The organism is Xanthomonas sp. NCPPB 1132 (assembly GCF_056629235.1).
The window spans coordinates 1-23597 of sequence record NZ_CM152819.1 but is presented as its reverse complement, the minus strand read 5'-3'; the positions used below and the strand labels follow the sequence as shown (position 1 = coordinate 23597).

Annotated in this window: 22 protein-coding genes and 1 pseudogene; 5 read left to right on the top strand and 18 right to left on the bottom strand. The window is 63.8% G+C overall.

Annotated features, from left to right (window positions below; translation table 11 throughout):
- Positions 1–314: 314 nt before the first annotated feature.
- Entirely contained in the window at positions 315–962 is a 648-nt protein-coding gene (locus AC1G9L_RS00115) for a DUF1629 domain-containing protein (RefSeq protein WP_481069914.1), read from the bottom strand.
- Between the two features lie 600 nt (positions 963–1562).
- Between AC1G9L_RS00115 and AC1G9L_RS00110 the strand changes: the two genes are divergently transcribed.
- Positions 1563–2180 (top strand): hypothetical protein, encoded by a 618-nt coding sequence (locus tag AC1G9L_RS00110; RefSeq protein ID WP_481069913.1) that lies wholly within the window; start codon positions 1563–1565, stop codon positions 2178–2180.
- A gap of 259 nt (positions 2181–2439) precedes the next feature.
- Here the strand turns inward: AC1G9L_RS00110 and AC1G9L_RS00105 are convergent, their stop codons facing one another.
- The 5 genes and pseudogenes from AC1G9L_RS00105 to AC1G9L_RS00085 all read right to left on the bottom strand — a co-directional run.
- On the bottom strand, positions 2440–3117 hold the full coding sequence (locus AC1G9L_RS00105) for a hypothetical protein (RefSeq protein ID WP_481069912.1): 678 nt from the start codon (positions 3115–3117) through the stop codon (positions 2440–2442).
- Positions 3118–3175: 58 nt separating this feature from the next.
- Positions 3176–4281 (bottom strand): IS3 family transposase gene (locus tag AC1G9L_RS00100; protein ID WP_481069175.1). Its coding sequence is split into 2 segments (ribosomal slippage): positions 3176–4023 and positions 4023–4281, totalling 1107 coding nucleotides; the frame shifts between segments, so codons are not numbered across the junction.
- A 44-nt stretch (positions 4282–4325) separates the two neighbouring features.
- Positions 4326–5249 (bottom strand): hypothetical protein, encoded by a 924-nt coding sequence (locus AC1G9L_RS00095; RefSeq protein ID WP_481069911.1) that lies wholly within the window; start codon positions 5247–5249, stop codon positions 4326–4328.
- Between the two features lie 21 nt (positions 5250–5270).
- Positions 5271–5915, bottom strand: coding sequence for a tyrosine-type recombinase/integrase (locus tag AC1G9L_RS00090; protein WP_481071216.1), 645 nt, complete (start codon positions 5913–5915; stop codon positions 5271–5273).
- 738 nt (positions 5916–6653) lie between these two features.
- Positions 6654–6890, bottom strand: a pseudogene (locus AC1G9L_RS00085) (PA0069 family radical SAM protein); the annotation flags it as partial.
- Here AC1G9L_RS00085 and AC1G9L_RS00080 point away from each other — a divergent pair.
- From AC1G9L_RS00080 to AC1G9L_RS00065, 4 genes are all read left to right on the top strand, one after another.
- Entirely contained in the window at positions 6877–7281 is a 405-nt protein-coding gene (locus AC1G9L_RS00080) for a hypothetical protein (protein WP_481069910.1), read from the top strand. The pseudogene AC1G9L_RS00085 and the gene AC1G9L_RS00080 overlap by 14 nt on opposite strands.
- A 9-nt stretch (positions 7282–7290) precedes the next feature.
- Positions 7291–8763, top strand: coding sequence for a cardiolipin synthase (gene cls, locus AC1G9L_RS00075; RefSeq protein ID WP_019799852.1), 1473 nt, complete (start codon positions 7291–7293; stop codon positions 8761–8763).
- Positions 8764–9017: 254 nt separating this feature from the next.
- Positions 9018–9284 (top strand): hypothetical protein, encoded by a 267-nt coding sequence (locus AC1G9L_RS00070; protein WP_048491179.1) that lies wholly within the window; start codon positions 9018–9020, stop codon positions 9282–9284.
- 14 nt (positions 9285–9298) lie between these two features.
- Positions 9299–10051, top strand: coding sequence for a pyridoxine 5'-phosphate synthase (locus AC1G9L_RS00065; RefSeq protein WP_481069909.1), 753 nt, complete (start codon positions 9299–9301; stop codon positions 10049–10051).
- A 165-nt stretch (positions 10052–10216) separates the two neighbouring features.
- On the opposite strand, the gene AC1G9L_RS00060 is transcribed toward AC1G9L_RS00065, so the two are convergent.
- The 12 genes from AC1G9L_RS00060 to dnaA all read right to left on the bottom strand — a co-directional run bounded on the left by AC1G9L_RS00060 (position 10217) and on the right by dnaA (position 23597).
- Positions 10217–10630 (bottom strand): ExbD/TolR family protein, encoded by a 414-nt coding sequence (locus AC1G9L_RS00060; RefSeq protein ID WP_019799468.1) that lies wholly within the window; start codon positions 10628–10630, stop codon positions 10217–10219.
- Positions 10631–11025: 395 nt separating this feature from the next.
- Positions 11026–11439 carry an ExbD/TolR family protein gene (locus AC1G9L_RS00055; RefSeq protein WP_026143210.1) on the bottom strand — a complete coding sequence of 138 codons (414 nt, stop codon included), beginning with the start codon at positions 11437–11439 and terminating at the stop codon, positions 11026–11028.
- A 3-nt stretch (positions 11440–11442) separates the two neighbouring features.
- Positions 11443–11868 (bottom strand): ExbD/TolR family protein, encoded by a 426-nt coding sequence (locus tag AC1G9L_RS00050; protein ID WP_010340666.1) that lies wholly within the window; start codon positions 11866–11868, stop codon positions 11443–11445.
- A gap of 40 nt (positions 11869–11908) precedes the next feature.
- On the bottom strand, positions 11909–12673 hold the full coding sequence (exbB, locus tag AC1G9L_RS00045; RefSeq protein WP_010340667.1) for a TonB-system energizer ExbB: 765 nt from the start codon (positions 12671–12673) through the stop codon (positions 11909–11911).
- A 97-nt stretch (positions 12674–12770) separates the two neighbouring features.
- The gene (locus AC1G9L_RS00040; protein WP_481069908.1) at positions 12771–13400 is read right to left on the bottom strand and encodes an energy transducer TonB; all 630 of its coding nucleotides are present in this window, start codon (positions 13398–13400) and stop codon (positions 12771–12773) included.
- A 152-nt stretch (positions 13401–13552) separates the two neighbouring features.
- Positions 13553–14746, bottom strand: a complete 1194-nt coding sequence (locus tag AC1G9L_RS00035) for a tetratricopeptide repeat protein (RefSeq protein WP_019800189.1) — start codon at positions 14744–14746, stop codon at positions 13553–13555.
- Positions 14747–14905: 159 nt separating this feature from the next.
- On the bottom strand, positions 14906–15712 hold the full coding sequence (locus tag AC1G9L_RS00030; RefSeq protein WP_209245578.1) for a M48 family metallopeptidase: 807 nt from the start codon (positions 15710–15712) through the stop codon (positions 14906–14908).
- Between the two features lie 68 nt (positions 15713–15780).
- The gene (locus tag AC1G9L_RS00025) at positions 15781–16626 is read right to left on the bottom strand and encodes a CPBP family intramembrane glutamic endopeptidase (protein ID WP_481069907.1); all 846 of its coding nucleotides are present in this window, start codon (positions 16624–16626) and stop codon (positions 15781–15783) included.
- A gap of 79 nt (positions 16627–16705) precedes the next feature.
- Entirely contained in the window at positions 16706–19168 is a 2463-nt protein-coding gene (gene gyrB, locus AC1G9L_RS00020; RefSeq protein ID WP_019800416.1) for a DNA topoisomerase (ATP-hydrolyzing) subunit B, read from the bottom strand.
- Between the two features lie 112 nt (positions 19169–19280).
- Positions 19281–20381 carry a DNA replication/repair protein RecF gene (gene recF, locus AC1G9L_RS00015; protein ID WP_019800417.1) on the bottom strand — a complete coding sequence of 367 codons (1101 nt, stop codon included), beginning with the start codon at positions 20379–20381 and terminating at the stop codon, positions 19281–19283.
- Between the two features lie 500 nt (positions 20382–20881).
- The gene (gene dnaN, locus AC1G9L_RS00010; RefSeq protein ID WP_010340416.1) at positions 20882–21982 is read right to left on the bottom strand and encodes a DNA polymerase III subunit beta; all 1101 of its coding nucleotides are present in this window, start codon (positions 21980–21982) and stop codon (positions 20882–20884) included.
- A gap of 274 nt (positions 21983–22256) precedes the next feature.
- A complete protein-coding gene (gene dnaA, locus AC1G9L_RS00005; RefSeq protein ID WP_026144198.1) occupies positions 22257–23597 on the bottom strand; it encodes a chromosomal replication initiator protein DnaA in 1341 nt (446 codons plus the stop codon).

The following is a 23597-nucleotide window of genomic DNA, read 5'->3' as shown; positions in this document are numbered from 1 at the left end:
GCCAACGCGGCTTGGCCGTCAGTGCTATCCTCGAGAAAAGTCAACTCTTGCTTGAGGCCGTCGGAATACTGGCTGAGAGGACCTCCATTGTGAGGGGAGACGTCAAGCTGCAAGGCCAACTGTTTGTCAGCAGGAAGGTTCAGCAGATTAACATCACCATTTAGATCGAAAAGGCCAAACTTCGAGAGCTTCTTGAGCAAAGCGCTCTCTCGGAATGCTTGCTGCTCGATAAGGTGATGACCCTGAAAAACCGGCTTGTCGTTCTTAGCCACGTCAGAAGTTCCGATTTGGCATATCGCAGAAAATCCAAACCACTAAAAATCTGAGGCATCCTTCCACCACAGACCATCGGAGCTAGGTTTCACTCCGATTCCCGCGCCCCGTATCGCTTCATACATCGTGCGATCACAGATCACACTAGATGGCTTTTCCCCCATCCTGAAGACATGGGAATCCCCGATCAATTCCTCTTTGAAACATAGCTTTGCGCCTCCTGAAAAAGTGATGATCTCCACGTCTTGGTTTGAGGCGTGATCTCGTGCAATTCTCGTTTGAAAATCTGATCTTGATTTGTCCAGTGCAAAAATTGTCCGAACCACGTCACACAGATAGTGCTGCGGCCCCTTCGAGCCGTCTGGCAATACGTAATCACACGGGGCAAATGCGAAGCCATCGGCATCTACCGCTTCGAAAACGCGCTTGAGTCGCTCCGATACCAGCCAGTAGCCGCTGAATCCTCCTTCGAGATCGCGAGGACGCCTTTTGGAATTGCGTGCATGAGCCAGAATGGGCGTTTCCGCCAGTGCAGGAAATCCGCCATCCACGGGCCTAATAATCAGACGTGGAGGTGTCAGAAGGGCGTCTTCGTTGGAAATCTCAACGTCGGTTCCAGGGCCGCCACCGCGGATGTCTGGATCGAGGAGATAAAATTTGCCCTTTTCAGGTCTCTGGGTGTAAGTCATGGGATCACTTCAATAACAATAACGAGGACACTACCAAGCAGCGGCTATCACACACTCGGGTGTATAGAATGCCAGTTGAGGCTGCCGTATGCAGTAGGAAAATTCTGACAGGCTAACTCCAATTTACACCCAGAAGAGATCGACCGCAGCGGGCGCTATGCGCTTGCGCAGCGCTTTGGTGATCGTCTCGCGTCACTGATCCGCCCTAGATGGAGCCGTAGGCGGCCACTCAAGGATACAGTAGAGGAAATGCGACTTCACCGCTAAACGAAATCCACCACCTTTACGGAGGGCAAGCCGAGCATGCCGGCGCGGCAGAAGGATCGTCAGCGGTGTTACTCATAGCAGGCGGCAAGGACTACCTCTCCCCAGAAAACGTGACACGCACGGGCAGCTCAAGTTTTAACGGAAGCTGCCGCTTGTAATAGAAGTATTCGGAACTCTAACGTGCATATAATTCTTCTACTCGTTGTGACCGGGTCATTACTATGGGGCTGGATTGCTATGGTCCCATACTTGCTAAGTCATGGATGGCCGCTGTCCATTGCAGTTACATCTGTCGCCCTTATGAATTTATTTTGGGGCGTTTCCACAATCTACTTGATCGACCTACTGAGTTCTCATTATCGAAAGAACAATGAATTTCTCAGAAAATTCTATCAAGAGCTCCATACAGATCTTCTTGCACTTCTTACTTTTGCGGCGATCCTCGTCGTCGTTTTCAGCTTAGCTAAACCCAGCTATTCTTTCTCCAACATAGATGTTGCCTGCCTGGGAATACCTTTATTCATATATGCGATTGATTCCCTGGCGAAAACCAAAGATCCTGTAGGAATTCTTAAACTTCGCTTAGCTTGGCGCTTGGCCCTCATGATGCCATCTGTGACATTGCTAATCGCCTCTAGCTGGTCTCTGATCCACATATATTCAGGTGAATTTCCGGCCAGCGCTTCTCTCTGGATCCAGTTTTGCATTTTATTCGCAGGCTTCTCCTCCTATGTTGCTGCAAAGCAAGTGCGCTATTTTGTGTTACATCGAAAACTTGGAATCTCCCCTACAATTGAAAGGATATTCAAGAAGTTAAGAGGAGGCAAGCCAGGGATCTATGATCAGACGGCAGCTATGGCAGAGTTATTTCAACGCGAGATGAGGTCAGCCACATCCAAGGCCGCATCCGAGCGTCGTAGAGTCTCCAAGAAGAAGAGGCTAAAGAGGTAACTCAACCTACTAAATCCGCGGTGTAGATTGGCCGCGTCGCCATAAAGCAATCAAGGCCGCTTATCTTGACACTTCTAACAAATGCGCTTGCTTGCCCATTAATAGAGAAAAATCCACTGTCCCTAATGATCTGAGCAATCGCAGCTGCCCGATAGAACGTAAATGTTGCTTGCCAATAGTACGTAATCGAAAACCGACAAGACGCGAGCAAGGCTATCCGAAAAACATCAACACGCAAAATGATTCATCGTTTTTAGTTTCACGGGCCCACGTAGATTGGACCATACATGCCTGTATTGATTAGTAGGTTCCAAATTGCCTTCATCTTCTGCCCTGCCTCTTGGTCGACGAACAAGGACGAACGGCTGCCATGGGGCCGGCCAAGGAAGTAAGGACGCATACTCTCCCAAGTCTCAGCAACCTCGGCACGTTCCCACGCCGCAAGCTCCTTCTCGAGGAGAAGGGGTAACGCGATCGACAAAGGAATCGTGGCCGCACCGCCAGTGCTCTTATCCCAGTGGCAGCGAACGAGTATTGCCGTTGCCTGAGTATTATAGAACTTCACATCCAAGCGCTCCGCAGTGACGGACGCAACCCGGTGACTAGGAAGACTTTTTACAGAATCTATAACTCGTTGCCCATCGTCGTAAGGACAGGTGATGAATCCGTTCTGGAATGTGACCGTGTGGTCTAACCCCATGTAGCCACAGTCACGGCTAGGGTAGGTCACCGGATGGCTACCCACGTGGTAGTTGCTAACGAGCGGGTGCCAAGTTGGATAGGAGCGAATTACTGGTCCTAGTTCGTCGACAATGTCCATCAAACGATCGATGCTTCGCTGACGCTCATCCGCAGTCAAGCCCTTGCAACGAGTGATCAGGTACTCAAAGGCGCTTTCGTACTCTTCCCGCGCCGCTTCATCTGCTCGGAATGCCATTTCATTAGCTCATTTTGGTGAGCCCCCGACGTCCCCCCGCTTTCAGTAGCGGGGCTCTTTAGAGTCCGGGTTTCATCGTAGCGGCTTTGGCTGCTAGCTGTTGGGCATAGGCGGCCGGGGGCAGGCCGCCCAAGATCTTCTTCGGTCGCTCCTCGTTGTATTCCCGTCGCCAGGTCTCGATCTCGGTGCGGGCGTGCAGCAGCGTCGGGAACCAGTGCTCGTTGAGGCATTCGTCGCGCAGGCGGCCGTTGAAGCTCTCGATGTAGGCGTTCTGGTTCGGCTTGCCTGGCTGGATCAAGCGCAGCTGCACACCGCGCTCGTGGGCCCACGTCACCATCGTCTTGCCGCAGAACTCCTTGCCGTTGTCGGTGCGGATCACCTGCGGCAGACCCCGTGTCAGCGCCAGCCGATCCAGCACCCGGGCCACGCCGTGACCAGAGATGGCCCGCTCCACCTCGATCGCCACTGCCTCGTGCGTGGCATCGTCGACGATGGTCAGGGCCTTGAGCACCCGGCCCTCGGCGGTGCGGTCGAACACGAAGTCCATCGACCAGACCTGGTTGGCGGCTTCAGGCCGAAGCAACGGCTGGCGCTCGCCCAGCAGCACCTTCTTCCGCTTGCGCCGGCGCACCTGCAACCTGGCCTCCTGATACAGCCGTTCCACCCGCTTGTAGTTCACCGGCCACTGCTCCTGCCGCAGTTTCAGATAGATCATCCCGACGCCGTAGCGCTTGTGCCGCTGCGCCAGCGCCAGGATCCGCTCGCGCAGCTCGACGTTGCGATCCGGACGCGGGACGTAGCGCAGCGCGCTGGCGCTCATCCGCACCACGGCCAGAGCCCGTCGCTCCGTGAGCCCGCGCTCCATCAGCTGCCGCACCAGCATCCTGCGCGCCGGTGCGGTCACCACTTTTTTCGCAGGGCATCCTTGATGACGTCGTTCTCGAACAGCTGCTCGGCCAGCAGCTTCTTCAGCCGCGTGTTCTCCGCCTCCAGCTCCTTGAGCCGCTTGGCCTCCGGCACGCTCATGCCGCCGAACTTGCTGCGCCACAGGTAGTAGGACGCCTCGCTGAACCCGTGCCGCCGGCACAGGTCCTTCACCGCCACGCCGGCTTCGGCCTCACGCAGAAAGCCGATGATCTGCTCTTCGGAAAAGCGCTTCTTCACGTCCAATCTCCGTCTCGTTGGGGATTGGACTCCAAATCGCCGTGCTACTCAAAACTGGGGGGACGTCGCAGCCAAGATAGAGGTTGCTGATTGAAGCCCGTGTGGGCTGCCATTAGGTAGAAGAATGGCGGCCAGTCATTCATCTGTGGATGCACAATTTTTGCAGCGTCTGTGTAGCCGATTCCTTCGATTAGCTTGAAGAGTTGAGGATCAAGTTGCTGCAGTTCCACTCTTGCCGGGAGGAGCTGCCCCTTGCCGTATTGCACGACCGCTCTTGCGATGGGTGCTAGTTCGTCACTCCTGTTCTTGCTCCTATCCAGTTTGTAGTTTTGCACTAATTGATGGAGCTTCAGAAGTTTGGGCCATAGGCACTCCATGGTCCTCCTCGCGTCCTTCGCAGCATGCTCGATGACAGCAATGTAGCCCTCTAAATCGATATCCTGTTGCGGTGCTGGTTGTATCTTCACTCCTGCGAACGGTTTTTTTGGAATTTCTATTTTTGATTTTTTAGAGCCAGTTCTTTCGTTCAAAGATGCAAAAGTAGATTTCGCCGCGCTCCAATAGCCTAGCTGTGTATACGGCCTTCTTCGAGCTAGTTCCGGATCCTTAAGCCAGGCCAAAAAATCCTGGAGGACTCTTTCCGGAAGAAGATCGAGGTGGTCGATCTTCTTCCCAGTTGACAAAAGGAAGGCAATAAAGCCATCCCTGAATTGCCCTGCTTTTCCTTTACCGGTTGTGCGTTTCTGGGAATAAGAGCAAGCAGCAAACGCTTTGGCCAACTCGACGGCGATCAGGCCAACCGCAAGCCACTGTGTGAGCACAAGCTTCTGGTTGATTTCCAGCCCTGGATCCTTGAACTCTACTTCCAATGCGCCCTTGTCGTGGTGGATCTTCCACCGCTGGTGGGGCTGCTCGGCTTCATCTTGCTGCCCATGGAACCGCGTGGCTGCCGCACCCTTCTTAGGCATTGGAACCTCTCACTCGGGCTGCTAAAAAATGCTTGGTACGAGCTCTCGTAGCTGTATCGAGTGCGATTCCGAGAGCTCGCTCTCATAGATATGCGAGCACTGCAAATACATTTGCTCGGTTGTTTCCCTGTTACTGTGCCCAAGCACGGCTTGGACATACTTGGAGGGGTCCGAGTCTCCACCGTTGCGTCGATGAATGAATGTCGTCAAGGCGAACGTGTGGCGCAGGGCATGGATGGTGATCGCCGCTCGTTGCACACGCTCGATGGCGTCTTTATCTGAATTTTCGGAAAGCAGGCGTCCTAAGAGATGCCGCCGGGCGGATGCCATCTGGCAACTGAATTTTCTTACTGACGCGGGCCTAGCGCGACTGTTCGCCCTTTTTCCACCTAGAAGAAACAGGTGGCCATGTTCGGACTCAATCCAACCAGATCGCAAAGCCTCGTTCATGAGTGGCTTCCTGATGGTTCTGGCGTACTCTCGAAGTACGTTTATCAGCCAAACAGGGAACGGCACATCCCGCTTTTTGTTACCTTTCCCGATAACGCGAATTGCGACGTGTGTGAATGGATCTCGGTTTTTAAGGTCGGCTAGTTGGATTGAGTCCAATCGCAGATCACAGACCTCCTGACGCCGTAGTCCGGTGTGCAAGCACACCTCCGCCATTAGCCTGAGAGAAGAGAGTTCCTGAGCGGGCTGCAACCCGCGGTTGGCGTCCTCAACCACTGGCGTGGGTCCTAAAGTGTCGAAGAGCGCGCTGATCACCCTTGGATCTAGCGCACGCACCAGGCGATCCTGGGGAGCACCTCGTATGACACCGATGTTGCCTGCGAATACCTCTCGTGTTCCTGTTCGCGTCGTCATGGTCGAGCGGCCGAAGCGATGCTTCAGCAGTCCCGAGTCCTGGCAATACTCCAAGAACGAGACCACGCTTGCTCGTCGTCTAGAGACGGTGGCCGGAGAGTAGGCGCGTTCGGTCGCTGGCGAGATTTGCCCAGCCATGGACTCCAAGTAGTCGATCAGAACATCAGGAGAGGAGTCAGCAACCTGTAGGCCGCGAGCATCCAGATAGTTGTGGTAGTCCGCTAGGTCATAGGCGGCTGCTTCGGATGACTTCGCGCTGCCCTTAAGCCGATGCTCTTTTCGGCCGACCAAGTGCTTGGTGACCAGATGGTCGAAGCACGGCTGCACCATCTTTCCGGTCGGCTCCGAGACAAGAAAATGGAAGCCAGCGGGCAGCGGCTTCGCTGCTCGGGACGATGTACCAGGAGCCCGTGGTACGCCATGGCGTACGCGGGCTCGATAGCCGTCAGCTGCCATGCTTCGCACTGGAGTATGTTTTGTTTTTAGACGCAACTACCTATGCGCTTGGTCTATTTTTCTGAACATCTACCACGCGACCATACCGTGCTCGCAGCCGCGGTACGGATTGACCGACTGCGCGAACCCCACGTCCGGCGACTGGTTGCGGCTGATGATGCTGCGCGCGGTCTCCTCGCTCACCTGCGTGCGCAGGCGCGGGGCGGCGAATTCCTCACTGTCGTCGGGATGCCAGCCGTCGTCCTCGGCCTGGCTGACGGTCCGTTCGAAACGGCCCGGCAGGTGGCTGCCGGCGCCGCGGCCCTTGATGGCGGTGCTCATCGGCATAGGCTACGCGGCAGCCGTCTCGGCGGATGCGACGGCACCGGCGGCGGCGCTGAATCTTTCAGGCGACGCAGTCAGCGTGGCGCACCTCCGTCCGTTGCGCACGGCGGCGCAGATCGACGTTCCACGGCAGGCCGGCGGCATGTCGCTCTTCGGCGATGACGCTGCTATTCGCCGAACCGGGGCCTCGTCGCGGGCGCACGCGAACGCCGACGCCTTGGCGTCACCCGGTTGCCGCGAACGCCTGCTGTCATACACCCGCAGTGCAGCGAAGGGTCGCAGAGCCGATGGCTGCCAGCACGTCAGTCAGCAAACCCGCGCGATCCGGCCCGTCGCCAAGGTGCCGGGCCGACATCGCCTTCGCCGCAACCTCCGCGCCACCCTCTAGAATCCGCCGATGCTCGTGATCGCGACTCTGCAGAACACCTGGGACCGGCTGACCGGCATCCCCCACATCGGCGCCTACCTCACCGCCGCCTACCTGCTGTACATCCTGTGGCTGAGCGGCTGGATCGTGCTGCAGAAGCGCGAGCCGGCGGCGACGCTGAGCTGGGTGCTGTCGCTGGCCACCTTGCCCTACCTGGGCTTCGTCATCTACTACCTGCTGGGCCCGCAGAAGGTGAAGCGGCAGCGCCTGCGCCGCGGCCGTTCGCGCTCGGGCATGGAGCACTACAGCAGCGTGTGCCCGCCGGATGCCGACTGCACCGAACTGGCCAAGATCGCCCAGGCCACCACCGGCCTGGCGCCGAGTTCGGCCACTGCGGTGCAGTGGCTGGTCGACGGCGCCGCCACCTACGACGCGATCGTGCGCGACATCGGCGCCGCACAGCATCACGTGCACCTGGAGTACTACATCTTCAATCCCGACCGCACCGGCACGCGCATCCGCGACGCGCTGGTCGAGCGCGCCCGCGCGGGCGTGCGGGTGCGCCTGCTGCTGGATGCGGTCGGCTCCTCACAGGTGCGCAAGCGCTTCCTGCGGCCGCTGCTGGAGGCCGGCGCCGAGGTCGCCTGGTTCCATCCCACCCAGTTGCTGCGGCCGTTCAAGTTCAAGCGGCCCTGGGTCAACCTGCGCACCCACCGCAAGATCGTGGTGATCGATGGCCGCATCGCCTTCACCGGCGGCATCAACGTCACCGACGAGGAGAACGAGGCGCTGCGCGGCGATGCCTACCGCGACCTGCACCTGCGCTGCGAAGGCCACGTGGTGCGCAGCCTGCAGCTGGTGTTCGTGGAGGACTGGCTGTACGCCACCCGCCAGGGCCGCGACGCCTTCGACATGGCGCGGATCTGGCCCAGCGACATGCCCAGCCGCGATGCCGGCAGCATCCAGGCGCAGGTGCTGGTGTCGGGGCCGGATTCGTCCTGGGAGAGTATCCACCGCCTGCAGGTCGCCTCGATCTACGAGGCGCAGCGGCGGGTGTGGCTGGTCACGCCGTATTTCGTGCCGGGAGAGGCCGCGCGCATGGCGCTGACCTCGGCGGCGCTGGGTGGGCTGGACGTGCGCCTGCTGGTGCCCAAGCGCAGCGACTCGCGGCTGGTGACGCTGGCCGCGCGCTCGTACTTCGACGAACTGCTGCAGGCTGGCGTGCGGATCTACGAATACGGCCCGCGCATGCTGCACACCAAGGCGCTGATCACCGACGAGGACCTGTGCCTGGTCGGCAGCGCCAACTTCGACAACCGCAGTTTCCGGCTCAATTTCGAGGTCGCCACGCTGTTCCGCGACCGCGGGCTGACCAAGCAGCTGGCCGAACTGCTGGAAGGTGAGATGGCCGATGCGGTGCGCGTGCGCGACGACCGCAAGCGCTCGCTGTGGCGCTACCGGCTGCCCGAGGCGGTGGCGCGGCTGACCTCGCCGCTGCTGTAGCGCATCTCCGACAACGCGCTTCACCATGGCGCAACCGGACACAGCGTGACACCCTCATGGGAGCGGCTCGGCCGCGACGGGGATGTCCCGGTAACGCCGCTCGCGGCTGAAGCCGCTCCTGCAGTGGGGCTTGCGTCGTGATTGGAGGTGCCCTTGGTCGCGGCGCCCCGCCAGCCGGACCTGCGCCGGCCGCGCACCACGTGGAACCTGCATGCCCGGCGGCGCTACACTGCGCCATCCTTGGGGAGATCGTCATGTACTGGCTCTTTCTGCCGCTCGCGCTGGGTGCTTTCGTTCTGGCGTTCACGACGCCGCACATGTGGTTGCTGGTGGTGAGCCTGCTGGCTGCGCTGGCGTTCCTGCTGGGCTGGGCGCGCGGCTGGTACGTGGCCAAGATCGGCGACGCCAGCCAGCGCGACGCGATGCCGATGATCGACCCGGCCGAACTGCGCCGCCTGCGCGAGCAGGCCGAGGCGCGCCGCGCCGCGGCCGCCGCCAGCGACGACGCCGCGGCGCCGTAACCGACACGCCGGCGATGACCAAGCTCAGCGTCAACGTCAACAAGATCGCGGTGCTGCGCAATTCGCGCGGCGGCGACCTGCCCAGCGTGCTCGAGGCCGCGCGCGCCTGTCTGGACGCCGGTGCGCACGGCATCACTGTGCACCCACGCCCGGACCGGCGCCACATCCATGCCGAGGACGTGCTGGCGCTGTCCGTGCTCACCCGCGACCGCGGCGTCGAATTCAATATCGAAGGCAACCCGTTCGCGCCGCCGCGGCCCGGCTATCCGGGGCTGATCGCGCTGTGCGCGCAGACCCGCCCGGCGCAGGCCACGCTGGTGCCCGACGGCGACGGCCAACTCACCTCCGACCATGGCTTCGATTTCGGCCGCGACAGCGACCGCCTGCGACCGCTGATCGCCGAGCTGAAGGCGCTGGGCTGCCGGGTCAGCCTGTTCGTCGATGCCGACAATCCCGACCTGGCGGTAGCGGCCGAACTCGGCGCGGATCGCATCGAGCTGTACACCGGTCCCTATGCCGCCGCGTGGGACGAGGGCGACAGCGCCGCGGCGGCGCCGTTCGCGGCCGCCGCACGCCGTGCGCAAGCCGCCGGGCTGGGCGTCAACGCCGGCCACGACCTGGCCCAGGCCAACCTCGGCGCGTTCCTGGCGAACGTGCCGCAGGTGCTGGAAGTCTCGATCGGCCATGCATTGATCGGCGAGGCCCTGTACGCCGGGCTCGACGCCACGGTGAAGGCGTATCTGGCGGTGCTGGCGGCGAACCGGTAGCCGCCGGACCCTGGCTTCGCTGCCCTGAGCGCGGCCGCACGGGGCGATCGCAACACAAGGTCCGCGATTCACGTGCTTCGAGGTGCAGGGAGGCGGCCAGAGCGTGCCAAGCACACCACAACACGCGCGCCAGCATCGCTGCGACGCGCGTTACCGTATCGCTCGCTAGTGCGCCTGCACGAAGCCGATGCGTTGGACGTCGGCGTTCTTCGCGGCCGCCAGCACCTTGGCCATCGACGCGTATTCCGCATCCGGGCTGGCATCGATGCGCAGCTCGGGCGGATTGCCGGCGGCTTGCGCCATGGCCTCCTGCAGACGCGGCTGCAGATCGCGCAAGGGCAGCGGCGCGGCGTTCCAGAACAACTGGCCGCTGGCATCCAGGCGCAACTGGATCGGGTCGGGCGGCGGCAAAGGCGTGGACGGCGCCGACGTTCGTTGCGGCAGGTCCATGGTGATCGTGCGCGTCAGCATCGGCGCGGTGACGATGAAGATGATCAACAGCACCAGCATCACATCGACCAGCGGGGTGACATTGATCTCCGCCAGCGGTCCCCGATTCCCTGCAGCACTGAACGCCATGGCCAGCCTCCTGTGGGTGTGGTGTCGCGTCACCAGCCTACACCCGCAACGCAGCGGTGTGCGAGGGGCGGCGAGGGGCGGCGCGGCCCGGGCGGAGAACGGTCACCATCGACAGGCCGGGTATGAACTTGGCCACTGCCAGCACGCGCACGCCCCAGCGCGTAGAGGCGCTCGGTGCGCTTCTCGGCCGCTTGGGCCGAGAGTCGGCCGAGCGCGAACCGCGTCCAGCGAGGCAGGCGGCGCGCCCTGCGACGCGCTCGGCCGCAGGCCGACGCTGGCGGAATGGGCAGGGCAGTCGGCCCCCCACCACGCGCATAAAAAACGCCACCGTTGCCGGTGGCGTTTGCAGTCGCGTCATGACTGAGGTGTTGCGGTGAAACGGATTGCGGTGAAGCTTATTGCTGCACGAAGCCGATCTTCTTCATGTCCGAGTTCTTGGCGGCGGCCAGCACCTTGGCCATCACTTCGTACTCGGAATCCGGATTGGCATCGATGCGCAGTTCCGGCTGGTTGGTCGGATCGCGCTGGACTTCGTTTTCCATCATCTGCGGAAGCGCAGTCACCGCTACCGGGCTGTTGTTCCAGAACACCTGGTTCGACGCATCGATCCGCAGATCGATCGGCGGCGGCGGATCGCGCAACTGCGGCGGCGGGTTGATGACCCGCTGCGGCAGATCCACGTCGATCGGGTACGTCATGATCGGCGCGGTCACGATGAAGATGATCAACAGCACCAGCATCACGTCGACCAGCGGCGTGACGTTGATGTCGGCCATGGGACCACGGCCGCCTCCTGAGCTGAACGCCATGGCTCAGTTCCCCTTCTCTTTGGTCGCAACGAAGCCGACGTCCAGCATGCCCTGACTCTGCGCGATCTTGGTGATCTCGTTGATCGTGCGCATCTTGGTGGTGCGGTCGCCACGCAGGTTGAGCGGCGGCTGCGGGGTCTGCTGTGCAGCGGTCGAGAAGCGCGACTCCAGGGCTTCCTTGGAGATCGGCTCATCGTTCCAGTACAGCGACCCATCCTCCTTGACCGCCAGGGTGATCGGATTCGAACGCTTGTCGTCCTTGTCCGGATCCTGCTTCAAGTTGGCTTGGGGCAGCTCCACCTTGACCTTGTGGGACATCAGCGGTGCCGTGATGATGAAGATGATCAGCAGCACCAGCATCACGTCCACGAGGGGCGTGACGTTGATGTCGGCCATGGGGCCGCCGCTGTTACCACTACTGAAAGCCATAACGGGCTCCGTTAACGTTGCGTGGACGACTTAGCCGGGATCAGCGAACGCGCGAACCGGTGGCGAAGAAGTCGTGCAGGTCGTGAGCGAAGGTGTCGAACTTGGCGATCACCGAGCTGTTGACCTTGCTGAAGAAGTTGAAGGCGAACACGGCCGGGATCGCGACGAACAGACCGATCGCGGTCATGATCAGCGCTTCACCGACCGGGCCGGCGACGGCGTCGATCGAGGCCGAACCGGTGGCACCGATCTTGATCAGCGCGCCGTAGATGCCCCACACGGTACCCAGCAGACCGACGAACGGCGCGGTCGCACCGACGGTCGCCAGCAGGGTCATGCCCGACTGCAGCTTGGTGCTTTCGCGGGTCACGGCCTGACGCAGGGCGCGATCGACGAACTCCGAACGGCTCAGGGTCTCGCCCAGGCCGGTGCCGGTGCCGGCTTCGGCGCGCTGGTGGTGCGCGGCGGCCTGCGCGGCGTCCAGGGCGATCTTCGAGAACGGCTCGGAGGCCGGCTGCTCTTCCATCGCACGGATGGCGTCCTGGGCGTTCGGGGTGTCCCAGAACAGGCTGGTGACGCGGTCGGCCTGGCTCTTCAGACGGGTGGCGCGGAAGATGTTGATGATCGTCCAGTACCAGGACGAGGCGGACATGATGATCAGGGTGATGAGCACCACCCAGGAGACGGCGAAGTCACCCGGCTTGGAGGTCATTTCGGTGATCAGGTGCTCGAAGCCCATCTGCGACAGGGCGTTCGATGCGTTGTTGCCCCCCGCAGCAGCGGCGATGAAAATTTCCTGCAGCATGACGCTTACCTTTGTTGTGTGTGGTGGTGATGAGGGTGGTGCAAAGAGTAGACAGGGCTTGCGGACCGGCGGTGCGCCGGTCCGCGCAACCTTTGTATCAGTTCAGCGCGAAGTTGACCGGGACGCGGACGCGGCCGGCGGTCTTCTGTCCATTGACGACAGCGGCATTGAACCGCCACTTGCGCGCTGCTTCCATGGCGGCGCGGTCCAGGTCGCGGTTGCGGCTGGATTTCTCGACGGCAACGTTCGTGACGTTACCACTGGCGTCGACGTCGATGATCAGGATCACCTCGCCCTGTGCGCCCGACCGGAATGCAGCCGGCGGGTACTTCGGCGGGTTCATGTTCTTCGACGAGATATCGACGCTAGCGCTGATGTCGGAGGGTGCGGCCGGCGGCGCGGGCGGCGACGGCGGCGTGGCGATGTCCGTGTCGCGCGGCGTCGGCTTCGGCGGCGCCAGGTTCTTCACCGGCGGCGGCGGAGTTTCCGGCGGCTTCGGCGGCGGCGGCGGCGGCGGGGGAGGCGGCGGCGGTGCGTCCACCAGGGTGACCATGATGTTGCGTTCCTTCTCCGCCACCGCCTTGGGCGCAACGGCCGGAATCAGCAGCAACATCAGCGCTGCAAGGTGCAGCGCGATTACGAAGGCAATACCGATGATGCGCGGCCAGCTGAGGCCGGAGGCGTCATCTTTGTCGTAATGCCGATGGATGACCAGTTGTTCCGTCATGCGCCAATGACTCGATTAAAGGGGGGCGGATCCCGCGGTGGAGCGGGACCCAAGTTCACGCGGCGATGACACCGCAGGAACCTCCAAGCTTATACCAATCCCTGTTACCTGCACTACTTTCAGCACTGGTAATCGGGGGCTTTTTTTGCGTGCTACTTCAGGTTGATGATCTTCTTGGCGTCTTCCGGCTTTTTGACGCCCTTGGCCAGCGCCTGCTGCGCCGCCTGCTTGGCCTCGGCCACGCGGCCTTCCGAATGCAGCACCTTGGCCAGGTTGAGGTAGGTTTCGCCGTCCTTGGACAGCGGCGCGGCCTTCTGCCAGTTCTCGATCGCCTGCGGCAGCTGGTCGGTGTAGTAGTACGACTGCGCCAGCGCCAGGTAGGTCTGGTAGTCCGGCTTCAGAATGCCCTTCTGCATGCCTTCGTTGATGACCGCGATGACGTCCTTCTCATGGCCGTCGGTGTTGGCGTAGATCGAATACAGCTGCTTGTATTCCTTCTCGTCGGTCAACTGACCGGAGGTACGCAGCTTGTCCATCACCGCCGCGGCCTTGTCCATCTGGTCGGCCTGCATGTACATGCTGGCCAGGTTGAGCTGGGCCTTCTTGTCGTTGGGCGACTTGGCCGCCAGCGCCTCGGCGGCCTTGACCGCCTCGCCGGTCTGGCCGGCCTCGGCGTAGGACGCCATCAGCAGCTGGTTCCAGCTGTCCTTCGGTTCCGGCGACGCGGCGATGGCCTGCTTCAGCGCCGGGATCGCTTCCTGGTAGCGCTGCGCCTGGTACAGGGCCTGGCCTTTGAGGATCAGGTCTTCCGGGCGGGTCGACTTGGTTTCGGCGAGGAACTTGTCCAGCGTGGCCAGGCCTTCGGCGGTCTGGTCGTCCTGCAGCTGCAGCTGCGCCAGCATCAGCATCGACTGGTAGTGGCCGTTGTTGTCCAGGCCGTTGAACTGGATTGCCTGCTTCAGGTACGCCTGCGCGGCCTTGCTGTCGTCGAGGTTGTAGGCGGCCTGCGCGGCCAGCTGCGCGGCGACCGACTTGTCGTACTCGTTGGCGCCGCTGTTGCCCAGGATCTCATCGGCCTGGCTGCGCACCGACGCGTAGTCCTCGCCCTTGTTGTAGGTGTCGATCAGCTTCTGCAGCTTGCTGCCGAGCTTGGACGACGGCTTGCCGTTGGGCTCCTTGCGCTCGGCATTGGGGAACAGCACCGCCGCCTTCTCGCTCTTGGCATTGCGCGAGGAACGGTGGTCGGTGCGATCGCTCTGCGCAGCGGCATCGGTCACCACCGCGCCACCGAGGGCGGCGGCGATCACCAGGGACAACAACGCTTGCTTGCGAATGCGGAATTTCATGGGTCACCTCGGTGGATACCGCCCGGAGCGGCACGGAAGACGGAGCGGCCATTCCTCGGCCGAGCCAGCAAACCTATCAGAAACCTGTACGCCGTGAAAACGTTTTTGGATGCGTTTTCTGTGACAGTGCCGGCGGCCGGCGCAGGGACGACGCCAGGCTCAGCCGCACTTGGGCGTCCTGCCGGCACTGCGCGCCTGCGCATACACCGGTTCCAGCGCGGCGACGTCGCGCTGCAGCTCGCCGATGCGGGCACTGGGATCGGGGTGGGTGGACAGCCACTGCGGCGGACGGTCGCCGCCGGCGGCCATCATGTTCTTCCACAGTTCCACCGCCTGCGCCGGGTCGAAACCGGCCTGCGCCATCAGGCGCTGGCCGACGACGTCGGCTTCGGCTTCCTGCTGGCGCGAGCCGGGCAGCAGGAACAGCGTCTGCGCGGTCATGCCGCCGACCTGGCCGACGGTATCGGCCGCGCCCTGGCCATAGCGGGCGCCAGCCAGCGCGCCGATCACGCTCAGGCCTGCCTGCGCCCCGAGTTGGCGGGTGATGCGTTCTTCGTGATGACGCGAGATGACGTGGCCGATCTCGTGGCCGAGCACGGCGGCGAGCTGGTCCTGGTTCTTGGCCACGCTGAAGATGCCGCTGTTGACCCCGACCTTGCCGCCGGGCAGGGCGAAGGCGTTGGGTTCCTTGTCGTTGAACAGCGCGGTTTCCCAGCCGGTGCCGCGCCATTGGTCGGGCAACTGCGCGACCAGCGCGTTGACCACGCAGCGCACGTAGGCGTTGCGCTTGGGATCGGTATCCAGCTGTTCCTTGGCCTTGGCCTCGGCGAACGCCTGCGCGCCCATCTGGTCGAGTTGTTGTTGCGAGATGCCGCCGACGACCTGGGTGCGCCCGGTTGGCGATGTCGTCGTCGCACACGCTGCCAGCAGCATCGCGAGCGACGCGCCAAGTACCACTTGCTTCATACGGTCCCCCCTCCTGACACGCGTCGCAGTGTGGAGGGCCGTGTCTTAACATTTCGTCAAACAAACCTTCAGGTTGCGCCAAACCAGTACAGCCCGGCGACCGCGATGGCGTTGTTGAGGCCATGCGCGGCGATCGACGCCCACAAGGTGCCGGTGCGCTTGTACAGCCAGGCGAACGCCGCGCCCATGCCGCCGTAGACCAGCCACAGTTGCGCGGTCGCGGCCAGGCTGTTGCCGGTGGTCCCCGGTACTTCGTGCACCAGGGCGAAGGCGGCGCCGCTGAGCAGCATGCCCAACCGCGGCCGGCCTGCGTCCCACAGCCGCCCGAACAGCACGCGGCGGAACAGCAGTTCCTCGTAGGCCGGGGCGATCACCACGGCGAACACGATCAGGAACAGCGGCATCTGCGCCATCGCGTCCTGCATCAACGGCAGGTTGGTCGGCACCGGCTTGATGCCGACCTGCGCCGCCAGCGCGGAAATCGCCGCGCTGCCGACGAACACCCCGACCGCGACCAGCAGCACCCAGCCCCAGGTCGACGGCGTGCGCGCCGCCTGCCGCGAGGCACGCCGCTCGGCGGCGCTGGCCGGGCGGCGCAGGAAGTACAGCAAGAGCGCCGCGGAGAGCGTGCTGACCAGGGCGATCAGCAGTTGCGCCAGCGCGCCCGGCTGGCCGACCCGCTGCGCCACCACCGATGCCAGACGATCGGCGGGGATGCCGTGCGCCTTCAATTCCATCGCCAGTTGGAAGCCGCGGATCACGCCCCAGACCAGGCCGCTCAGCACGCTCACCGCCAGCAGCACCACCGCTGCCAGCAGCACGTCGAGGAAGAACCCGAGGATCGGCCGGCGCGGGCGGGCCGGCGGCGCGGACGGCAACGGCAGCGGGGTGGCGGGCAACGGCGGTGCGGTCATCGCGGTCCTGGACGGAAGCGGGCGGAAGGCGCAGCGGGACGCGCGCCCCGGCGCAGGCCGGGGACGGGCACCGCCACGGTCAGATGTCGAGGTTGGCGACCTTCAGCGCGTTCTCTTCGATGAAGTCGCGGCGCGGCTCGACCACATCGCCCATCAGGGTGCTGAAGATCTGGTCGGCGGCGACCGCGTCCTCGATGCGCACCTGCAACAGGCGGCGCGTGTCCGGGTTCACCGTGGTCTCCCACAGCTGCTCGGCGTTCATTTCGCCCAGGCCCTTGAAGCGCTGGATCTGTCGGCCCTTCTTGGCCTCCTCGAACAGCCAGGCGTGCGCCTGGGCGAAGCTGCTGATGGCCTGGGTCTTGTTGCCGCGCACGATCTGCGCGCCCTCGCGCACCAGCCCGTTCAGCGCCAGCGCGACCTCGCGCAAGGCCCGCAGCTCGCCGCTCTCGAAGGCGGCCATCGGCACCCAGCTGGTGAGCTCTTCGCCCATGTGGCGACGGATCACCTTCAACATCGCCGGCTTCTGCTCGCTGCCGCGCTCGAAGGACAGCGCGTAGCGCGCCGAGCCCAGGCTGCCGCGGTTGAGCACCGCCTGCAGCGCGTCCAGGCTCGGATGCGCTTCGCCCTCGCTCTCCAGCTGGGCGACGTCCAGCGGCGGCAGGTCGATCAGCGCGCTCAGCAGCGCCGGGTCGTAGCGGTGCGCATTGCGCGCCACCGCCTCGTTGGCGCTGGCGAACAGCAGCAGCAGCTTCTCCAGCGCCGCGCCGGTGATCGGCGGCTCGTTGCTGGCCGGGACCAGCGCCGCGCCTTCGACCGCGCTGCTGGCCAGGTAGGCGTTGAGCGCGTTGTCGTCCTTCAGGTACAGCTCCTGCTTGCCCTGCTTGAGCCGGTACAGCGGCGGCAGGCCGATGTAGACGTAGCCGCGCTCGATCAGCTCCGGCATCTGCCGGTAGAAGAAGGTCAGCAGCAGGGTGCGGATGTGCGCGCCGTCGACGTCGGCGTCGGTCATGATGATGATGCGGTGGTAGCGCAGCTTGTCCGGGTTGTACTCGTCGCGGCCGATGCCGGTACCCAGCGCGGTGATCAGCGTGCCGACCTGGTCGGAGGACAGCATGCGGTCGAAGCGCGCGCGCTCGACGTTGAGGATCTTGCCGCGCAGCGGCAGCACCGCCTGGTTCTTGCGGTTGCGGCCCTGCTTGGCCGAACCGCCTGCCGAGTCACCCTCGACGATGAACAGCTCCGACAGCGCCGGATCCTTTTCCTGGCAGTCGGCCAGCTTGCCGGGCAGGCCGGCGATGTCCAGCGCGCCCTTGCGACGGGTCAGGTCTCTTGCCTTGCGCGCGGCTTCGCGAGCGCGGGCGGCATCGACGATCTTGCCGGCGATCGCCTTGGCCTCGTTGGGGTTTTCCTGCAGGAATTCTTCCAGGCGCGCGCCGAAGGCGTTCTCCACCGCCGGGCGCACGTCGGAGCTGACCAGCTTTTCCTTGGTCTGGCTGGAGAAGCTCGGGTCCGGCACCTTCACCGACAGCACCGCGATCATGCCTTCGCGCATGTCGTCGCCGGTCAGGTTGATCTTGGCCTGCTTGGCGATGCCGTTCTGCTCGATGTAGGTGTTGAGCACGCGGGTCAGTGCGCCGCGGAAGCCGGCCAGGTGGGTGCCGCCGTCCTTCTGCGGGATGTTGTTGGTGAAGCAGTACATCGTCTCCTGGTAGGAGTCGGTCCACTGCAGCGCCACGTCCACGGTGATGCCGTTGTGCTCGCCGGTGACCGAGATCACGTTCGGATGCAGCGGGGTCTTCAGCTGCGCCAGGTGCTCGACGAAGCTGCGGATGCCGCCCTCGTAGTGGAAATCGTCGCGCCGGCCCTCGCCGCGCTCGTCGGCGAGCACGATCTTGACCCCGGAATTAAGGAAGGACAGCTCGCGCAGGCGGCGCGCCAGGATGTCGTAGTGGAATTCCACGTTGTTGTGGAAGGCCACCACCGACGGCCAGAAGCGCACGGTGGTGCCGCGCTTGGTGGTCTCGCCCAGCTTGACCAGCGGTGCGACGGCCGCGCCATTGCTGAATTCCTGCTGGTAGTGGAAACCGCCCTGGAACACGTCCAGCAGCAGCTTCTCCGACAGCGCGTTGACCACGCTGACGCCTACGCCGTGCAGGCCGCCGGACACCTTGTAGCTGTTGTCGTCGAACTTGCCGCCGGCGTGCAGCACGGTCATCACCACTTCGGCAGCCGAGACCTCGCGGCCGAGCTTGGCGCTCATCTGCGCGTGCTTGCCGACCGGGATACCGCGGCCGTTGTCAGATACCGAGACCGAACCATCGGCGTGAATGGTCACCGCGACGTGGTCCGCGTGCCCGGCCAGGGCTTCGTCGATGGAGTTGTCGACAACCTCGAACACCATGTGATGCAGGCCGGTGCCGTCATGGACGTCGCCGATGTACATGCCGGGCCGCTTGCGGACCGCCTCCAGCCCTTCCAGGGCGGTAATGCTGTTGGCGTCGTAGTTGCCGTTGCTGGGCGGGGTGTTCTGTTCGTCGGTCATGCGGGTGCCGTAGGCTCCACGAGGCGGCGAAGACAGGCGGGGGCCGGTTCGCGCCGCTGGATAGGGGATTGGCGGGAATTATAGCAGCCCGGGCCGCCGGACCCGTGGCAGCCTAGGAGACGGCCAGGATCTGCCCATGTTCCACGTGGAACCGCGCGATCGGCAGGCCGGCATCGGCCAGCGCCTTCGGGGTTTCGGTGGCGGTGACGAAGACCTGGGCCGGCCCGGCACGCAGCCGCTCCAGCACGCGTGCCTGATGGTGGCGGTCCAGTTCCGAGGCCAGATCGTCCAGGGCGATCACTGGCCACTCGCCGCGCTGCTCGGCATAGTCCTCGGCCTGGGCCAGCAGGCAGGCCAGGGCAGTGAGCTTGGCCTGGCCGCGGGAGAGCGCGTCGCGGCCGGGAATCTCGGCGAAGCTGAGGCTCCAGTCGGCCCGGTGCGGACCGGCCGAGGTATAGCCAAGCTGACGGTCGCGCTCGCGGTTGAGCAGCAGCGCGTCGGCCAGCGACACCTCCTGGCGTCTCCAGCCGGGCGCGAACTGCAAATGTGAGATACCCAGCGCCGGCGCCAGATCCGGGGCGAGGGCGAGCAGGCGCTGGAGCAGGCGGTCCAGGTAGTCCTGGCGACGCGAGGTCAGCGGCTCACCGGATTCGGCCAGCTCGTGGTCCCAGGCATCCAGCGCCGCGCCGCTGCCACCGCTCCTGAGCAGGGCATTGCGCTGCTTGAGCGCGCGGGCATAGCGTCGCCACAAGGACAGGAAATCAGGTTCCACGTGGAACAAGCCCCAGTCGACGAAGCGGCGCCGGGGCTCGCCGCCGCCGCTGACCAGGAGATGGCTCCCTGGCTCGAAGGTGACCACGGCCAGCGCGGCGCACAGCGTACCGAGATGGGCGACGTCCTGGCCGTCGAGGCGACCACGCCATTCCTGACCGCTGTGGCGCAGGCCGGCGCGACGCCGACGAGTCGGAGCTGCGTCACCGGCGTGTTCCTGCCATTCGACGAAGACATCCAACGCCTCCTGGCCTTGGCGAACCAGGCCATCGCGCACGCGGCCACGGAAGCTGCGGCCGTAGGCCATCAGGTGCATCGCCTCGAGCACGGTGGTCTTGCCGGCGCCGTTGTCGCCGGTGATCAGGTTCAGCCCGGGCGCGGGCGCCAGCTCGAGCGTCGCGAACCGGCGCAGGTGATGGAAATCGAGACGGGAGACGTGCATGCGGGGATAGAGGCGAAGGCGCTCGCACCGGGCGCACGCAGATCGGGATTGGGGCAGGGCGGCAGCATACCCAAAATGGTCTGTGGGTGTCGGTGAGCCTCCGCTGTCAGGGCTCGGAGTGCCGTCTCAGTGGACCTATGGAGCCGTCGCGTGCGAGCCAACCCGCGGACTACGCAGATCAGGTCTAGCCGGAGAGCAGAAGGGCGGTCCCAGCGAAGTTAGGTCCTACGCGGATTCTGTGGCTCCCGCTGGGATGCTGTCCTACGGGCGATGGACCGCTACCAGGCTGCACGACGCCCAACGGAGCATCGATCTGGCCAGCCGCAGCGGTAGAGACGCTCATCGCCGCATGTCCCTCGATGGGCAACGTATTCCCGGAAGCGCGCACCAGGCGTCGCGCGCGCGCGAATAAAACCGATCGTCCAACCCCCAAAAAGAAAACCCGGCACAAGGCCGGGTCGCTTTCGCACGTGTTCCACGTGGAACACGAACGCGGAACATCAGAGACGCAGCGGCATCACCACATGACGCGAGCGGGCGCTGCTGGCCTCGCGCACCAGTGCCGACGAGTTGGCGTCACGCAGCTGGATCACCACGAACTCCTCGCGCAGCGCAGACAGTGCATCGAGCAGGTAGTTCACGTTGAAGCCGATCGCCAGGTCGCTGACCTTGGTGTCCGCTTCCACTTCTTCCTGCGCTTCTTCCTGCTCCGGGTTGTGCGCGCTGATCTTCAGCTGGCCCGGCGAGACTTCCACGCGCACGCCGCGGTACTTCTCGTTGGACAGGATCGCCGCACGCTGCAGCGCCGCGCGCAGGGTTTCGCGATCCAGCTTGACCTCGCGGTCCGCCCCGATCGGGATCACCGCTTCGTAATCGGGGAAGCGGCCGTCGATCAGCTTGGAGGTGAAGGTAACATCGTCGCGCTTGACCCGCACGTGCGCACGGCCGACTTCCAGCTCGACTTCGCGCTCGCCGCCTTCCAGCAGCCGCTGCAGCTCGGTCACGCCCTTGCGCGGCACGATGATCTGGCGCTTGGCGCCGCCGGCGTTCTCCAACTCGGTCTCGCACAGTGCCAGGCGGTGGCCGTCGGTGGCCACGCAGCGCAGGGTCTGGTCGCGCAGGTCGAACAGCAGGCCGTTGAGGTAATAACGCACGTCCTGCTGCGCCATCGCGAACGCAGTGCGCTCGATCAGTTCCTTCAACGCCGCTTCCGGCACCACCACGCGTTCGGTGGCTTCCACTTCGTCGACGGACGGGAAGTCGTTGGCCGGCAGCGTAGCCAGGGTGAAGCGGCTGCGCCCGGCCTGCACGGTGATCTTGTCGCCGGACTGGGACACGGTGACCTTGCTGCCGTCGGGCAGGGCACGCACGATCTCGAACAGCTTGCGTGCCGGGATCGTGGTTTCGCCGTCCTGGGCATCGTCGACCGCAATGCGCGAGACCATTTCCACTTCCAGATCGGTACCGGTCAGCGACAGCTGGCCGCCCTGCACCTGCACCAGGAAGTTGGCCAGAACCGGCAAGGTCTGGCGGCGTTCGACCACATTGACGACTTGCGCCAATGGCTTGAGGAAGGCTTCGCGCTGCAGTGTGAAACGCATGTGGTTCCGTGCCCCTATGCTTTAAAAGATGTGGAATAAATCAAAAGCTTGGTGGTGATGGTAGAGCGAAATTCGGTGCAAATGTAGCTCAAGCCACTGAATAAAAAGAGTTTTTAACGCTCCCAATCCCGTGTACTACTGTCCCGGAACTGGTGGGGAAACCTGTGGATAGTTTTGCCGTCGCCGCCGCGTCGCGCTTTATCCACAGTTTCTCCCGGATTTGTCGCGAAGTCATGCACCGATTTATCCGGCGTCCGCTACCCCGGCCACCGCACTACTCGCTGAGCTTGCGGATCAGCTTGTCCCAGTCTTCGCGGAGCTTGCCGTCGGTCTCCATCAGATGCTTGATCTGGCGGCAGGCGTGCAGCACGGTGGTGTGGTCGCGCCCGGCGAACGCGTCGCCGATTTCCGGCAGGCTGTGTTCGGTCAGTTCCTTGGTCAGCGCCATCGCCACCTGCCGCGGCCGCGCCAGCGAACGGGTGCGGCGCTTGGACAGCAGGTCCTTGATCTGCAGGCCGTAGTAGTCGGCCACGGTCTTCTGGATGTTGGGGATGCCGATCGCCTGCTGCTGCGCGCGCAGCAGGTCGCGCAGGGTTTCCTGGGCAAACTCGGTGGTGATCGCACGGCCGGTGAAGTTGGCGCGCGCCGCCAGCGTGTTGAGCGCGCCTTCCAGATCGCGCACGTTCGAGCGCATCTTCTTTGCGATCAGGAACGCCACGTCGTCGGGGATCTCCGCGCCGCGCTCGCGCGCCTTGGCCAGCACGATCGCCGCGCGGGTCTCGAAATCGGGCGGATCGATCGCCACCGACAGGCCCCAGGCCAGGCGCGACTTCAGCCGCGGCTCCAGGCCCTCGACCTCGCGCGGGTAGCGGTCACAGGTCAGGATGATCTGCTGGCGGCCGTCGAACAGCGCGTTGAAGGTGTGGAAGAACTCTTCCTGGGTGCGGTCCTTGCCGGCGAAGAACTGGATGTCGTCGATCAGCAGCGCGTCCACCTGCTGGAACTGGCGCTTGAACTGGTCCATGGTCTTGTCCTGCAGCGCGCGGATCATCGCGCTGAAGAACTGCTCCGAGCGCAGGTACATCACCCGTGCGTTCGGGTTCTGCTCGCGCATGGCGTTGCCGGCGGCGAACATCAGGTGGGTCTTGCCCAGGCCGGTGCCGCCGTACAGCAGCAGTGGGTTGTGCGCGCGGTCGCCGGGCTTCTGCGCGGCCTGCACCGCCGCGGCCAGGCCGAGCTGGTTGCTGCGGCCTTCGACGAAGTTGGCGAAGGTGTAGTGCGAATCGAGATTGCCGGCGAACGGCTCCAGCAACGGCGGCGCCGGGGTCCGCGCCGCCGCGGTTTCGCTGGGCGGTGCGGCGGCCGGTTCCGGCGCGCGCGGACGCGAGCCGACCTGCAGCAGCACCTCGCCGCTGCCGGCGAAATAGGTCAGCAGTTCGCGGATACGCGGCAGATAGCGCTCGCGCACCTGCTCGACGATGAAGGCGTTCGGGGCGTACAGCACCATGCTGTTGTCATGGCGCTGTTCGGCTTGCAGCGGTTTCAACCAAGTGTGAACGTCCTCGGCTGGAAATTCGGCTTCCAGACGTTCCAGGCAACGGGGCCAAGCATCCAT